16 protein-coding genes are annotated in these 13,961 nt (G+C 50.3%); 11 read left to right on the top strand and 5 right to left on the bottom strand.

The genetic code is table 11. The features are described from left to right. Positions 1-59: 59 nt before the first annotated feature. Positions 60-530: a DnaJ domain-containing protein gene (locus ACP158_RS11970; protein WP_424946349.1), complete on the bottom strand. Its 471-nt coding sequence runs from the start codon at positions 528-530 to the stop codon at positions 60-62. Between the two features lie 214 nt (positions 531-744). On the opposite strand from ACP158_RS11970, the gene ACP158_RS11965 reads away from it, so the two are divergent. The 7 genes from ACP158_RS11965 to ACP158_RS11935 all read left to right on the top strand — a co-directional run bounded on the left by ACP158_RS11965 (position 745) and on the right by ACP158_RS11935 (position 6,967). Next, positions 745-2,337, top strand: a complete 1,593-nt coding sequence (locus ACP158_RS11965; protein ID WP_424946348.1) for an acyl-CoA dehydrogenase family protein — start codon at positions 745-747, stop codon at positions 2,335-2,337. Positions 2,338-2,373: 36 nt separating this feature from the next. After that, positions 2,374-3,621, top strand: coding sequence for an ABC transporter substrate-binding protein (locus ACP158_RS11960; RefSeq protein ID WP_424946347.1), 1,248 nt, complete (start codon positions 2,374-2,376; stop codon positions 3,619-3,621). A 63-nt stretch (positions 3,622-3,684) separates the two neighbouring features. Next, positions 3,685-4,563, top strand: a complete 879-nt coding sequence (locus tag ACP158_RS11955) for a carbohydrate ABC transporter permease (RefSeq protein ID WP_424946346.1) — start codon at positions 3,685-3,687, stop codon at positions 4,561-4,563. A gap of 53 nt (positions 4,564-4,616) precedes the next feature. After that, on the top strand, positions 4,617-5,432 hold the full coding sequence (locus ACP158_RS11950; protein WP_424948462.1) for a carbohydrate ABC transporter permease: 816 nt from the start codon (positions 4,617-4,619) through the stop codon (positions 5,430-5,432). 3 nt (positions 5,433-5,435) lie between these two features. Beyond that, positions 5,436-6,548: an ABC transporter ATP-binding protein gene (locus ACP158_RS11945; protein WP_424946345.1), complete on the top strand. Its 1,113-nt coding sequence runs from the start codon at positions 5,436-5,438 to the stop codon at positions 6,546-6,548. A gap of 73 nt (positions 6,549-6,621) precedes the next feature. Continuing rightward, entirely contained in the window at positions 6,622-6,768 is a 147-nt protein-coding gene (locus ACP158_RS11940; protein WP_424946344.1) for a glucokinase, read from the top strand. Further along, positions 6,713-6,967 carry a glucokinase gene (locus ACP158_RS11935; RefSeq protein WP_424946343.1) on the top strand — a complete coding sequence of 85 codons (255 nt, stop codon included), beginning with the start codon at positions 6,713-6,715 and terminating at the stop codon, positions 6,965-6,967. The genes ACP158_RS11940 and ACP158_RS11935 overlap by 56 nt, the downstream gene beginning before the upstream one ends. Before the next feature lie 522 nt (positions 6,968-7,489). On the opposite strand, the gene ACP158_RS11930 is transcribed toward ACP158_RS11935, so the two are convergent. Beyond that, on the bottom strand, positions 7,490-7,633 hold the full coding sequence (locus tag ACP158_RS11930; protein ID WP_424946342.1) for a hypothetical protein: 144 nt from the start codon (positions 7,631-7,633) through the stop codon (positions 7,490-7,492). Positions 7,634-7,994: 361 nt separating this feature from the next. Between ACP158_RS11930 and rpmE the strand changes: the two genes are divergently transcribed. Continuing rightward, positions 7,995-8,198, top strand: a complete 204-nt coding sequence (gene rpmE / locus ACP158_RS11925; protein WP_424946341.1) for a 50S ribosomal protein L31 — start codon at positions 7,995-7,997, stop codon at positions 8,196-8,198. Between the two features lie 70 nt (positions 8,199-8,268). Here rpmE and ACP158_RS11920 read toward each other — a convergent pair whose 3' ends face one another. Beyond that, complete coding sequence (locus ACP158_RS11920; RefSeq protein WP_424946340.1) at positions 8,269-8,463, bottom strand: hypothetical protein; 195 nt, start codon at positions 8,461-8,463, stop codon at positions 8,269-8,271. Positions 8,464-8,531: 68 nt separating this feature from the next. Here ACP158_RS11920 and hemL point away from each other — a divergent pair, with 68 nt between their 5' ends. After that, entirely contained in the window at positions 8,532-9,815 is a 1,284-nt protein-coding gene (gene hemL, locus ACP158_RS11915; protein WP_424946339.1) for a glutamate-1-semialdehyde 2,1-aminomutase, read from the top strand. A 68-nt stretch (positions 9,816-9,883) separates the two neighbouring features. Here hemL and ACP158_RS11910 read toward each other — a convergent pair whose 3' ends face one another. Continuing rightward, complete coding sequence (locus ACP158_RS11910) at positions 9,884-10,006, bottom strand: hypothetical protein (protein ID WP_424946338.1); 123 nt, start codon at positions 10,004-10,006, stop codon at positions 9,884-9,886. 371 nt (positions 10,007-10,377) lie between these two features. Continuing rightward, on the bottom strand, positions 10,378-12,318 hold the full coding sequence (parE, locus tag ACP158_RS11905; RefSeq protein WP_424946337.1) for a DNA topoisomerase IV subunit B: 1,941 nt from the start codon (positions 12,316-12,318) through the stop codon (positions 10,378-10,380). Positions 12,319-12,571: 253 nt separating this feature from the next. On the opposite strand from parE, the gene ACP158_RS11900 reads away from it, so the two are divergent. Then, entirely contained in the window at positions 12,572-12,874 is a 303-nt protein-coding gene (locus ACP158_RS11900) for an exodeoxyribonuclease VII small subunit (protein WP_424946336.1), read from the top strand. A gap of 155 nt (positions 12,875-13,029) precedes the next feature. Beyond that, on the top strand, positions 13,030-13,950 hold the full coding sequence (locus ACP158_RS11895) for a polyprenyl synthetase family protein (protein WP_424946335.1): 921 nt from the start codon (positions 13,030-13,032) through the stop codon (positions 13,948-13,950). Positions 13,951-13,961 lie beyond the last annotated feature (11 nt).

The raw sequence follows: 13,961 nt of genomic DNA, 5'->3' as shown, positions 1-13,961 counted from the left end.
GAACAATTAGGTATGACCATTTCACTATACCTTAAAGTATCTTGAACCTAAATCAATATTCATTGGTTCAGCAAAGTATCTTTTGCCTGATTAATTTGGGTGGCGAGAAAATCCGAACCGCCTCTATCGGGATGAATTTTCTGAATTAGCCTGCGGTGGGCATCAATAATATCCTTTTGGCTTGCGCCGACCGGTAAATCCAGAATTTTATAGGCCTGTTCGCGGGTCATTTTGGCAATAGTCGAAGGGCGGCTTTTACTGCTGTCGGTATGGCGGCTTTGGTTGAACCGATTCCACATTTGTTTTACCGTCAGCGCACGATGTATCCACGGCACAGCGGCGCCGAATAGGGCGAATAACCAGGGGATTCGACCGGTCAGTACCAGAATCAACAGGGCGGCGGCGGCTCCGTATAGTAAGATACTGATTAGCGATCGATTGCGTTGCGTCTTATCAGCACGTCGGTACCAGCTCAAATACCACATTACACCAATCAGACCCACCAGGGCGAGAAATAATCTTGCTGCCATTGCCGAATTAAAATGCTTAATATATTTAGGTTAAATGTAATGGATTTTGACTGGTTTTGTCATTGTTTAGGGGCAGTTTTTGGCGTAGCCAAAAATTACTGCCCCTAAAAAATTAAGCACGGCAAGTGCGTCAAGTGCCACATTACGATTTGACACCGCCATAATAATAATGGAAACTACCCTTGAGTGCATATAGAGACGCATATAGATTGTCATGCTTGGACAGAATAAACCGCAAGGAGCCTTGGTTGAAGGCCGAGGCAATGGACCATGGGTTCAATACCCAAGTGATTATTTAGGGGTTCTTAAGATGAGTGAATTTTACCAAAAACCTTTTCAACTTAAAAACCAATTTTTAGACGACGATGTTTTGTCTGGTTATCTTAAAAAATATTTGCCTGAAAAAATTTATAAAGAAATAACTCAAGAATTGACCAATCTCGGTGAGTGGGCTGCTAACGAGGGCGACCAACTTTCACTGCAAGCTGACAAAGATCTTCCAGAACATATTCCCTACTCCGCATGGGGGGAGAGGATCGACGAGGTGAAAACTTCTTCGGCTTGGAAATCTTTAATTCAGAAGGCGCAGCAAGAGGGGATTGTTGCAACCGGCTATGACAAAAAATACGCAGAGCATGGGCGGCTTGTGCAAATGGCGAAGCTCTATCTTTTTCATCCCTCTTCAGCCTTTGCCAGCTGCCCTATGGCTATGACAGATGGAGCGGCAAAAATCCTGGAACTTTATGGAAAAACTCGCGAAACCCAAGAGGCACTTCAAAAAGTAACATCTTGCGATCCAAAGACAGCATGGACTTCGGGTCAGTGGATGACTGAAAGAGCGGGCGGCTCAGATGTGAGTCGCACTTCGACCATGGCGAAGAAAAGGGGCGACCACTATGAACTTACAGGAGACAAGCACTTCACTTCAGCGGTAGATGCACAAATGGCTTTAGCTTTGGCATATGTTGATGATGTGTCTGCCGATAAACTCAGTTTGTTTTTTGTTCAACTTAGAAATAAAGACCAAAGTTACAACGGCGTTCAAGTGAATCGGTTAAAAGATAAGTTGGGAACAAGGGCTCTTCCCACCGCCGAGCTGACCTTAAAAAAATGCAAAGCGCAACTTATTGGAGAGGTCGGGCGAGGTGTTGCCACTGTGTCCTCAATGTTAAACATCACAAGACTCTACAACTCAATTTGTAGCATGGGCTCTGCAAGACGGTGTCTGACTTTAATGAAAGAATACTCTTTAGTTAGAGATGTTTTTGGAAAAAAACTTTGCGATCAGATTTTGTATAAAAAAACTCAGGAGACTCTCAAGCAAGAATTCAAAGAACTTTTTTGCCTCACATTTTTTGTCAGCAGTATTCTTGGTAAAGTCGAACACAAAAAAGCCGGTTCCGAAGAAGAAAATTTATTGAGACTTCTTACTCCTGTTGTTAAAATTGTCACAGCTAAATTTGCAATCAAGGCGGCCAGCGAGTGCGTTGAAACATTTGGTGGCGCCGGATATGTCGAAGATGTGGGCGTTTCTCGATTTCTTAGAGATAGTCATGTTTTTTCCATTTGGGAGGGTGCCACAAATGTTTTGAGTCTTGATTTTTTGAGAGCCATTGAAAAAACAAAGGGGCTTTCGTCGTTAACAAAGTTTGTCGAAGACAACTCTCCGGATAAAACTTTAAATGAGCAGTGGAAAAGCAAGAGTCGAGAATTTGAAAAGGCCTCAGATAAACAAGCGCTTTCCAGAGGCCTCGTCTTTTTTACCGCTAAAACTTTTGGCAGGGTTTTAACGGAAATAAACCCCTAAAAATTAATTTAAACCAATAAAACAGGAATAAATATTATGCATAAAAAATTTTTGGTGTTAGCTGCTGTTGCGATAATCTTCGGGTTAAACCAGCGGGCTATGGCCGAACCACAAGCAGAGGTATTGCATTTTTGGACTTCAGGGGGCGAGGCCCGTTCTGTCGCTGTTTTACAAAAGGAGTTTGTGGCGAATGGCGGAATCTGGACAGATATGCCGGTTGCGGGCGGTGGCGGTGATACCGCAATGACGGCTTTGCGCGCGCGTGTTCTGGCAGGCAATGCACCGGCTGCGGCTCAGGTGAAAGGTCCGGCCATTCAGGAATGGTATGAAGAAGATGCGCTGGCTGATATTAGTGCGGTGGCCAATGCGGAAGGGTGGGACAAATTGCTTCCAAACGCCATCGCGCAACATATGAAATGTGAAGGTTCCTGGTGTGCGGCCCCGGTCAATGTTCATCGAGTTGACTGGATTTGGGCGAACGCCGAGGTTCTTGCCAAAGCAGGCATTGAAATGCCAACCTCTTGGGAAGAATTTAATGCAGGTGCAAAAAAACTCAAATCTATGGGGATTATTCCATTGGCTCACGGTGGGCAAGCGTGGCAGGATGCCACCGTTTTTGAGGTGGTTGCGCTTGGCATTGGTGGCCCGGAGTTTTTTCATAAGGCATTTGTAGAATTGGACGATGCAAGCCTGAAATCAAATACCATGATAGCGGTGTTTGATCAGGTGCGAATTTTACGCGGTTTTGTTGATGATAATTTTTCTGGCCGCGACTGGAATTTAGCAACCAGCATGGTCATCAATGGTGAGGCTGCTTTTCAAATCATGGGGGATTGGGCAAAGGGTGAATTTACAGCGGCGGGTAAAGTGCCCGGCATTGATTTTTTGTGCGCTTCAGCTCCTGGCGGAGGCTACCTCTACAATGTGGATTCATTTGCTATGTTTAGGGTTTCCGGCAGTGAAAAAGCAGAAGGACAGGCATTGTTAGCAAAACTCATTATGGGTGAAAATTTCCAAAAAGTGTTTAACCTGAATAAGGGCTCAATCCCGGCACGGGTAACGACTCCACTGAATGAGTTTGACTTTTGCGCCCGGCAATCTGCCTATGACATGGCAGTTTCGTCCGGGAATGGTTCGTTATTACCGTCCTATGCGCATGGCATGGCGCTACGCGGCGCACAAGCTGGAGCAATCACTGATGTGGTAACTGCTTTCTTTAACAGTAATATGTCATCAGATGAAGCAGTCGGACGTTTGTCGGCAGCGATTAAAAATTCTCTGTAATTACCAATGAAAAAATCTCATCATTACCCGATGAGGATTTTTTATTAACTAAAATAAAAATCTATGATTACATGGATAGAAAGACATATCCCCAAGCTCGTGTTGGCCCCTTCATTTGCTGTTACCCTGGTATTTGTCTATGGGTTTATTGCGTGGACTGGCTATATTTCTTTTACAAAGTCGAAACTACTTCCAAAGTATGACCTCGTAGGCACGATTCAATATAACCGACTATTTGCATCGCCAAGATGGGGAGTTGCGCTAGATAATTTATTTGTGTTCACCGCTGTATTTGTCCTTATATCGATGCTGTTGGGTTTGATTCTGGCGATCTTTCTTGATCAAAAAATTCGCGGTGAAGGGGTGCTTCGAACGATCTATCTTTACCCGATGGCGCTCAGCATGATAGTCACCGGAACCGCATGGAAATGGCTGCTGAATCCAGGTCTTGGCTTTCAAGCACAGATGCAGGAATTAGGGTTTGAAAATTTTAAATTTGATTGGATTATTAATCCAGATATGGCCATATATGCCATAGTCATTGCCGCAATTTGGCAAGCCTCTGGATTTGTTATGGCACTTTTTTTAGCCGGCCTGAGATCTATAAATCAAGAAATTATCCAGGCCGCACAAATTGATGGTGTCCCCACCTATAGAATTTATGCATCGGTTATTATTCCGGCGATGTCTTCCATTTTTCTTTCATCCTTTATCGTTTTAATACATCTCGCTATAAAGTCTTTTGATCTGGTGATCTCGATGACCGGGGGAGGCCCAGGCTATGCCACCGATATGCCTGCGACCTATATGTACGCTATGGCATTTTCACGAGGAAGTTTAGGCCAGGCAGCAGCCTCGGCGTCGATTATGATGATGATTGTGTTTGCCATTGTGGTGCCCTATCTTTATTCAGAGTTGCGTTCCACACGAGACCAATTTTAGCCGTGTTTACTGCATTGACTATACGATATTTTTTACGCTTCGGCCTTTATGCCATGCTGATAGGGATGGCACTGGTGTATCTCATTCCGTTATTTATTGTGGTGATCACATCGTTGAAAGATATGGAGGAAATTCGTACTGGTTCCTTGATATCCCTACCGCGTACGCTAACATTCCAACCGTGGATTACAGCATGGTCGGAAGCGTGCGCAGGCATTCAATGCGACGGAGTGCGGCCCTACTTTTGGAATTCAGTGATTATTGCTATTCCTGCTGTGGCTATCTCAACAACTCTTGGAATGCTCAATGGATATATTATCGCACAATGGAAATTTCGCGGCGCAAATTTAATCTTTTCATTGATGCTGTTCGGATGCTTTATTCCTTTCCAGATTGTTTTATTGCCAATGGCAAAAATGCTTGGATTGCTTGGTCTCGCAGGTTCCATCCCGGGTTTGGTGCTGGTCCATGTAGTCTATGGCATTGGTTTCACCACCTTGTTTTTCAGAAATTATTTTGTGACGATATCAAAGGAGCTCATACGTGCCGCCAGAATAGATGGCGCAGGTTTTTTTAGAATTTGCTGGTCTATTTTCCTTCCCCTGTCATTACCGGTTATTGTGGTCACCGTGATTTGGCAATTTACGCAAATATGGAATGATTTTTTGTTCGGCGTTTCTTTTAGCCAGGCAGGAACGCAGCCCATTACGGTGGCGTTGAACAACATTGTTAATTCAACAACCGGGGTGAAAGAATACAACGTCGATATGGCGGCAGCCGTATTGTCAGCATTGCCGACTTTATTGGTCTATGTTGTTGCGGGAAAGTATTTTGTTCGGGGATTAACCTCGGGTTCAGTCAAAGGATAATTTATGAAAAACACCGCGTTATCGGTAACCAATCTGTGCAAATCCTATGGCCTAACCGAGGTGCTCAAGGATATTAATTTTGAAATAAAACAGGGTGATTTTCTGGTATTGGTGGGACCTTCTGGCTGTGGTAAATCGACTTTGCTCGGGTGTATTGCCGGACTGGAATCGTTAACCAGCGGGAGCATAAATATCAGCGGCCGTGATATGCAAAATGTTGATCCTGGCAATCGTGATATTGCCATGGTTTTTCAATCTTATGCGCTCTATCCAACCATGAGTGTTGCCAAAAATATTACATTCTCTCTTGCGGTTCGTGGCATTGACAAGAAAACCCGAGAGGAAAAATTGAACCAGGTAGCAAAAAAATTACAGTTGGAAAATCTATTGCATCGAAAACCGGGGCAACTTTCAGGCGGACAGCGCCAACGTGTTGCTATGGGCCGTGCCCTGGTGCGTGAACCGTCTTTGTTTCTTTTCGACGAACCGCTGTCTAACCTGGATGCAAAACTACGTATCAGCATGCGTACAGAAATTAAAAAACTTCATGAAGATCTCGGTACAACGATGGTTTATGTTACCCACGATCAAATTGAAGCGATGACGTTGGCCACAAAAATTGTTGTTATGAAGGATGGAGAAACACAACAAATTGGGACGCCGGCTGAAATCTATCATAAGCCTCACAATGTGTTTGTTGCTGATTTTATGGGAGCACCCAGCATAAATCTGCTCGATGCTTATGTCACACCAGATGACGCATGGATGACAGTCGAATTACATAATCGTGCCGGAGAAAAAATAATACTTAGACATCCCAACCGTTTAAAATATATCAAGAAAAGATGTCATGTAATCTTGGGCATACGGCCTGAGCATATATCGGATGTTGAAAATACCGATTCGACACAGCATGGCGTAGGCAGGTGTGATATTGATGTTGTCGAACCCGCCGGCGCAGACACCTATATCCTTACCGAGCTTTGCGGTAAAACCGTAACCGCTCGATTAAATGCAAATAAATCTATTCAGGCAGGAAGCCAGGCGCAACTTTATTTCGACCTATCCAATGCCTCTTTTTTTGACAAGAAAACAGGCGAGAGACTTGCCTGGTAAGTTGGCATAGCAGGTCTCTATTGGTTGCGAATATTGGAGGCGCAAACCCTTCCAAGCGACCACGAAAGGTTGATTGTTGCGTAAAGGAAAGCCAGAAACCACGGCGCCTTTATTGGTTGTTGGGCCGGGAACAGGGCCAGGAATTTCCGCTTTGATTCCAGCGAATGACGGATTTTTTCCGTTGGAAGACGAAGGTGGGCGCATTTCACTTTCACCGTAAAATCAAGCCAAGCAAACTATTTTACATTCCCTGCAAAAACGATGACGCATATTCAATAGATGCGGTTCGTTTGATGCTGGATTTTCTGGGAACGATAATTTCTGACCTTGCGCTTGCGCCAGGCGCCGGTCAAGGAATCGTCATCGTCGGGGGCATCATGCTAAAAATTCAGTCTGTTATTCGGCAAAGCCTTTTTTAGGATCGATTAACCCGAAAAGGAAGGCTATCCTCTTTTATAACAAATATTCCTGTGCGGCTATCCATCGATCCTTTTTCAGGATTAAAAGGCGCGCGTCATGCTATCAACAACCCCTATCTTGCTGCCAAGATAAGGTCAGTTTAATGCACACTTTTTGATAAAACCACTATTTTGGCGGTAACTTATTCCAATCGGGCGGTTGCCCGCAGAAATGCAGTATTACGCCGGACCTCTACCGAAGAATAACTCGGGGCGCCTCTGATTCAAGACGGTGATATTAGGGCGGGAATTGGCGAATCCTTGGCCTCGCCGTCGGGCAAGGTCAGCGGCTGTCGCCACTGGGTTTTCTCACTGGATTATCGGGTCAAGCCCGATAATGACGGGCGGGCGGCGGTGGCACTCATCAGCCCCGCCCGAAATTGGGGGGGGGTAAAGTCAGTTTGTGCGTTCATAGTTACTCCAAAGTGTTGGCGCGGCGCGCGGGTTTGTATTGTTGCGGCAAGTTTATATTATTGAGCAAGTTCATAGCGCGAATTTCACCAGCCCGAAAAACAAGGCGGTCTGCGCCGTAGCCACTGTCAACACAATGCCAACTATCCATTTAATCAGCCGAGCCTCGGTGTTGGCGAGGTCAGTCTTGGTCGCCAGGTTGCTGTCGAGGAGCATCTTCTGCTGTTCGGCAAGCCCCTCAGCCTGCTACTCGGTGAAGCCGAGCGCGGTCATGTGCCTCACAAATTTCAGCGTGTCAAACGCCATGGCTTTGGTCATGTCCATGCTCCCGGGCGGTGGTTTGCGTGTTCATGAAATTATTTCCTGCTGCGTTTAATAGCCCTGTATTATAGCCTGAGTTCAGGTTGGTCAATCATGCCGCCTGCCGCATGGCGGCGCACTAAAATTACCGCGGAAAACGAGACTTGGCGCTTGACACAAGCATCAAGTTACGCCACATTTGAGGGCAGGCCGCGCCCCGAAAAGCATCGGCCCCGGATCATACAAAACACGCAAAAAAACACTCGGAGAAAACACTATGAAACCAGACATTCATCCCGCCTACGGCGCCATCAAGGTGGTTTGCGCCTGCGGCAACGCCTTTAAAACGAAATCGACATTAGGCGAAGAGTTGCGCGTGGAGACTTGCTCCGAATGCCATCCGTTCTATACCGGCAAGCAAAAAATCATCGACCGCGCCGGACGCGTGGGCAAGTTCCAGGCCCGATACAACCGGCAGTAGGCACGCAAGACGCCCTTGTTTCGCGCCCGCGGCCAAAGAAGACCGAATAAAGGAGCGCGGGGCGTCCTTTTTAGTGGAGTTGCCTAACTGAGACAAACAGGCCCGACAACAGGCCCGACAACAGGTCCGATAAACAGGCCCTGGCCGTCATTGCCGGCTTGACCTGCAATCCGGTGGGCCGGCGCCGTCCGGTTCGGATATCCTTGACTGGATTGCCGGTGTGCGTGGAAATGACGCGCGGGAACGGCGCAGCGAAGCCCGTCATTCAGGCCGCTTGTTGTTTTAGCCTGTCATTCCCTGTTTATTTGTCCGCGCTTACCTGAGAAAATCACGATGAAAAATTCGGCGCTGTTCAAGCAAGCCAAAAAAGTCATTGCCGGCGGCGTGAATTCGCCGGTGCGGGCGTTCAAGTCGGTTGGCGGCGCGCCGGTCTTCATCAAGCGCGGCGACGGCGCGCGCCTGACCGCCGAGGATGGCCAGGAATACATTGATTATGTCGGTTCGTGGGGGCCGATGATTCTGGGGCATGCCGATAAAAACGTGATTCAAGCGGTGCGAAAGCAATGCCAATCGGGCTTAAGTTTTGGCGCGCCGACGCGGCTTGAAACCGAGCTGGCGGAGTTGATTTGCGCACGCCTGCCGTGGATCGAAAAAATCCGCATGGTCAACTCCGGCACCGAAGCGACCATGTCCGCTTGTCGGCTGGCTCGCGGCTTCACCGGTCGCGACAAAGTGATCAAGTTTGAAGGTTGCTACCATGGTCACGCCGATGGCCTATTGGTCAAAGCCGGCTCCGGGGCGCTGACTTTTGGCGTGCCGACTTCGCCCGGGGTGCCTCATTCAATGGCCGAGCACACTTTGACCGCGACCTTCAACGACCTGGATTCGGCGGCCGCGATTTTCGCCGAGGTCGGTGGCGACATTGCGGCGGTGATAGTGGAGCCGGTGGCCGGCAACATGAACTGCGTTGCGCCCGTGGAAGGGTTTTTGCCGGGGCTGCGCGCGTTATGCGATCAATACGGAAGCGTGTTGATCATGGACGAGGTGATGACCGGCTTTCGGGTCGGTGCGCAAGGCGCGCAAGGGCTGTATGGCGTGCATGGCGACTTGACCACGCTGGGGAAAATCATCGGCGGCGGCTTGCCGGTGGGGGCTTTTGGCGGGCGCAGCGAGATCATGGCACATCTGGCGCCGCAGGGCGGGGTGTACCAGGCTGGCACCTTGTCCGGCAATCCGGTGGCGATGGCGGCCGGCTTGGCGACGCTTGAAGCGGTCGCGCGCGCCGGGTTTTACGCGGCCTTAAGCGCGCGCACCAAAAGATTGACGGACGGCATTTTGCGCGCCGCGGCGATGCACGCAATCGGCCTGAGCGCGAACCGCGTGGGCGGGATGTTCGGGCTGTTCTTCACCGAGCGCGCTCCGGTCGCCACCTTCGCCGAGGTCATGGCCTGCGACCGCGAAAGATTCAAGCGCTTTTTCCATGGCATGTTGCGGCGCGGAATCTACCTGGCGCCGTCCGCCTTTGAAGCCGGATTTGTATCCGCGGCGCACACCAACGCCGACATCGACCAAACCATCGAAGCAGCGGACGCCGTGTTTTCAACGCTTAAGTCATGACCATGATCATGGCCATAATCAGGGCCAGGCCGACCGGATTGTCCGGGTTCACCACATATGAGACAAAATCAGGTCGCCAAGGTGGGATGCCGATAATACGCCATCGGCGTCATTAAATCCAAACTATCGTGTGGTCGGCAATGATTATAGGTCCACTGGTAATGGACCAGTTCCTGGTTGATCGCGGTCACCGTCAACGGCCCTCGGAAGTGAGGCTTCAGCCTCGCCGAGCCATTGCCAAGATGGCGGGACTAAAGTCCAACTTCCGACGCCGCCGGCCTGACCTGCTTTAAGCGCACTAGCCGGACCAGGTTAACAGTCTCTTATGTGTCTGAGCCCGAACAGGATCATGAGGCAATTTCCGCACCCCCGCTTGCGTGTAGGGTGCCTTCTGATTACTACGATTTTTTTCGTGTATCATTAGGCATCCAACATGTCCAGAGGAGATTGAAAGATGAAGAGTAATCTGCACAAATTAGCCACGACCACGCCGTCTACCCGGCGGCGGGGCGCGCCGGGCTTGTGACATCAATAACTTCCATCGTGCCGTGCCGCGCCGCCGCTACGCCATATCCGCCTTGTCGCCTTTGTCGTTGAGCCAGGCTTTTCGGTCGGGAGCGCGCTTTTTAGCCAGCAGCAGGTCCATCAATGAGTGCGTGCCGTCCCCGGGCTTGACTTCGAGTTGCAGCAAACTGCGGGTAGCGGGATTCATTGTGGTTTCCCGAAGTTGGGGAGGATTCATTTCGCCGAGCCCCTTGAATCGCTGTATATTGACTTTGCCGCGGATTTTTTCGGATTCAATCTGTTCGAGAATCGCGTTTTTATCTGATTCGTCCAGCGCATAGTAAACTTTTTTGGCGACATCGATCCGAAACAGCGGCGGCATCGCAATACATACTCTGCCGGCTTCCACCAACGCCGGGAAATGGCGCAGGAAAAGCGCGCACAGCAAGGTGGCGATATGGGCACCGTCAGAATCCGCATCGGCTAAAATACAAATTCGGCCGTAGCGCAGTCCGGATAAATCATCGACGCCTGGGTCGACGCCCAACGCGACCGCGATATCATGCACTTCTTGCGAGGCCAGCACCTCGGTGGACATCACTTCCCAGGTATTCAGAATCTTTCCCCGCAACGGCATCACGGCTTGGAAGATTCGGTCGCGCGCCTGTTTTGCCGAGCCGCCGGCCGAATCGCCCTCCACTAAAAATAATTCGGTCATTTCCAGATCATCGCTGGTGCAATCCGCGAGTTTCCCGGGCAGCGCCGGACCGCTGGTAATCTTTTTGCGTTGCACTCGTTTTCCGGCGCGCAATCGACGCTGGGCATTGTCGATGGCGATTTGGGCGATTTTTTCAGCATCGCTAAAATGCTGATTCAGCCACAGCCCAAAAGCGTCCTTGACCGCAGTCTGCACCATGGAGGCGGTTTCCCGCGAGGACAATCGGTCTTTGGTTTGACCGCTGAACTGGGGTTCATTGATGCGAATAGAGAGGATATAAGCACAGTTCGCCCAGACATCTTCCGCGGCTAATTTCACACCGCGCGGCAGCGCGCCGCGAAACTCGCAGAATTCCCGGATGGCTTCGGTCAACCCGCTTCTGAATCCAGTGACGTGGGTGCCGCCCTGGACCGTGGGCACCAGATTGACATAGCTTTCGGTGACGCATTCCCCGCCATCGGTTACCCAGGCGACGGCCCATTCCAACTCGCTGGCCAACTGGCTGGCTAATTTGCTGTCCAACTGGCCGGCCAGTGCGCCATCGTCACCGCGATGCCGGCCGATATACGGCGTCGCCGGAACCCGTTCGGCGTCCGCTAAATAATCGCAAAGATATTGTTGCAGCCCATTCTGGTATTGCCAACTCTGGTTGTTGCGCTCATTGTTGTCGTCGAGAAAACTGACGCATAAACCTGGGCAGAGCACCGCTTTTGCGCGCAATACGCGTTTCAGCCGGGCAACATGAAACTTGGGCGAGTCGAAATACTCGGCATCTGGATGAAAACGAATGGTCGTGCCGGTCACTTTTTTGGCGATTTTTCCGGTGACTTTGAGGTCGGTCTTTTTTTCGCCGTTAGCGAAACTGATATGATGCTGTTCGCCGTTTCTGCGAATCCAGACCTCCAGATCGGTTGATAATGCATTGACCACCGAAACCCCAACGCCGTGCAAACCGCCTGAGTGCTGGTAGTGTTGCCCGGAAAACTTGCCGCCGGCATGCAGCCGGGTCATGATCAATTCCACGCCGCTGACGCCTTCTTCGCGGTGTATGTCAACCGGCATTCCGCGGCCATTATCGGCAACCGTGACCGAACCATCCCGGTGCAGATGCACTTCGATGGTGTCCGCGTGACCGGCAATGGCTTCGTCAACACTGTTGTCGATAACCTCATGGACGAGGTGATTCGGCCGCTCTGTGTCGGTGTACATGCCCGGCCGTCTGCGCACCGGCTCGATACCGGTAAGCACTTCGATGGCGGATGCGGTGTAGGAGTTGGGCATTAAGCGGGGGTCATAGAATGGGGCGCAATTTTAGCGCTGGATGATAACGCAGATTGATCGCGGGCTAAAAAAAAATCCAGCAAAAAATTCATGATTATTTGTCTTTGATCGGCTAAAAAATGAGGGTTGACGCGCTGATGATGTTCGCCATGCCCCCATCTATAACTTGGCGATAACTTATCCATTACTGTCCCATCAGCACGTCAAATTTGATACTATAGACCGATTAAATCAATCCTCATTTGTGAACAAAATGCCCCAATCCAAACACAATAAAATGCCGGATTTTGAAAAATCGCTTGCCGAGTTGGAGAAGATCGTGCAGCGCATGGAACAGGGCGAACAAACTCTGGAGGATACGCTCAAGGATTTTGAGCGTGGCATGGTGTTGTCTGAACAGTGTCAAAAAAGTTTGGAGCAGGCGCAGCAAAGAGTGGAAAAACTGGTTAAAAAACACGGCGCCTATAAACTTGAGCCGCTGGAATATGACCAGGATGATGATCAGGACGATGACCTGGACGATGACCTGGACGGCGGGGATGATGATGCGCATTAGCTTGACCATGACGATGGAGCATGACGATTGCGCATGAGCATGCCCCTCTCTCATGTCCTCTTTAAAGGAAACGGGCATAACTGAAACCCCAAACCTTAAACAAACAGAATGCTTGCGCCCTCTCTAATCATATTATGCCAAAGGGTGAAGTGTAGTTGAGTGAGTTTGAATCCGTTTGCGAGCGTTACCGCCAGCGTGCGCAACAAGCGCTCCAAGCCAGGCTAATCAACCCGCTGAACCGGCCGGCAAAAGCCTCCGCACGACTGCACCAGGCGATGGAATACGCATGCCTCGGCGGCGGCAAACGCTTGCGGGCAATGCTGGTGTATGCTTGCGGCGAGATTGCCGGCGCGAATCCGGCGCAATTGGACATCCCGGCCTGCGCGGTGGAAATGGCGCACGCTTACTCTTTAGTCCACGATGATCTTCCGCTAATGGACGATGCTGATCTGCGGCGCGGACGCGCTGCTTGCCACATCGCTTTTGATCAGGCCACTGCCGTGTTGGTTGGGGATGCCTTGCAGTCGCGCGCGTTCGAGATTTTGGCGTCTGGGCACGAGCATGACAAACAGAAGCATGACCTTCCGCCGCTGCAACGGCTGCACATGGTGCAAGAGCTGGCCCGCGCCATTGGCGCAGTGGGCATGGCCGGCGGCCAGGCGTTGGACATGGAAGCGACCGGCAACGCCATTGCATACCAAGACTTAGTGCAAATTCATCGACTCAAAACCGGCGCCTTGATCAAAGCCGCGGCGATCATGGGCGGCTTGACGGCGCGGCGCATTGATCCGGCGTTGTTGGAAAAACTGGCGCAATACGCCTCAGCCATCGGGCTGGCCTTTCAAATCGCTGACGATATACTCGACCATACCGCGGATAGCGCGACCTTGGGAAAATCCAGCAACTCGGATCATAAACTGAGTAAAGCCACCTATGTCTCGTTGCTGGGCGTGGATGCGGCCCGAGCCCAGGCGCATAAAACCGCCGCGCAGGCTATCGAATCGATTCAAGGTTTAGGGGATAATGGGCGATTCCTTGAACAACTCGCACAATTTGTCGTAACCCGCAGCCACTGATGAACCAGCAG

The sequence above is a fragment of the Candidatus Spongiihabitans sp. genome, from assembly GCF_965247905.1.
Classification (GTDB): Bacteria; Pseudomonadota; Gammaproteobacteria; order Arenicellales; family Poriferihabitantaceae; genus Spongiihabitans.
The sequence above is the reverse complement of the archived record's forward strand: the minus strand, read 5'-3'. Positions and strand labels throughout refer to the sequence as shown.

Bases quoted from the DNA above. Each gene is read 5' to 3' on its own strand.
- ACP158_RS11970 (WP_424946349.1), bottom strand. From the start codon at position 530: ATGGCAGCAAGATTATTTCTCGCCCTGGTGGGTCTGATTGGTGTAATG.
- ACP158_RS11965 (WP_424946348.1), top strand. From the start codon at position 745: ATGCTTGGACAGAATAAACCGCAAGGAGCCTTGGTTGAAGGCCGAGGC.
- ACP158_RS11960 (WP_424946347.1), top strand. From the start codon at position 2,374: ATGCATAAAAAATTTTTGGTGTTAGCTGCTGTTGCGATAATCTTCGGG.
- ACP158_RS11955 (WP_424946346.1), top strand. From the start codon at position 3,685: ATGATTACATGGATAGAAAGACATATCCCCAAGCTCGTGTTGGCCCCT.
- ACP158_RS11950 (WP_424948462.1), top strand. From the start codon at position 4,617: ATGCTGATAGGGATGGCACTGGTGTATCTCATTCCGTTATTTATTGTG.
- ACP158_RS11945 (WP_424946345.1), top strand. From the start codon at position 5,436: ATGAAAAACACCGCGTTATCGGTAACCAATCTGTGCAAATCCTATGGC.
- ACP158_RS11935 (WP_424946343.1), top strand. From the start codon at position 6,713: ATGACGGATTTTTTCCGTTGGAAGACGAAGGTGGGCGCATTTCACTTT.
- ACP158_RS11930 (WP_424946342.1), bottom strand. From the start codon at position 7,633: ATGCTCCTCGACAGCAACCTGGCGACCAAGACTGACCTCGCCAACACC.
- rpmE (WP_424946341.1), top strand. From the start codon at position 7,995: ATGAAACCAGACATTCATCCCGCCTACGGCGCCATCAAGGTGGTTTGC.
- ACP158_RS11920 (WP_424946340.1), bottom strand. From the start codon at position 8,463: ATGACGGGCTTCGCTGCGCCGTTCCCGCGCGTCATTTCCACGCACACC.
- hemL (WP_424946339.1), top strand. From the start codon at position 8,532: ATGAAAAATTCGGCGCTGTTCAAGCAAGCCAAAAAAGTCATTGCCGGC.
- parE (WP_424946337.1), bottom strand. From the start codon at position 12,318: ATGCCCAACTCCTACACCGCATCCGCCATCGAAGTGCTTACCGGTATC.
- ACP158_RS11900 (WP_424946336.1), top strand. From the start codon at position 12,572: ATGCCCCAATCCAAACACAATAAAATGCCGGATTTTGAAAAATCGCTT.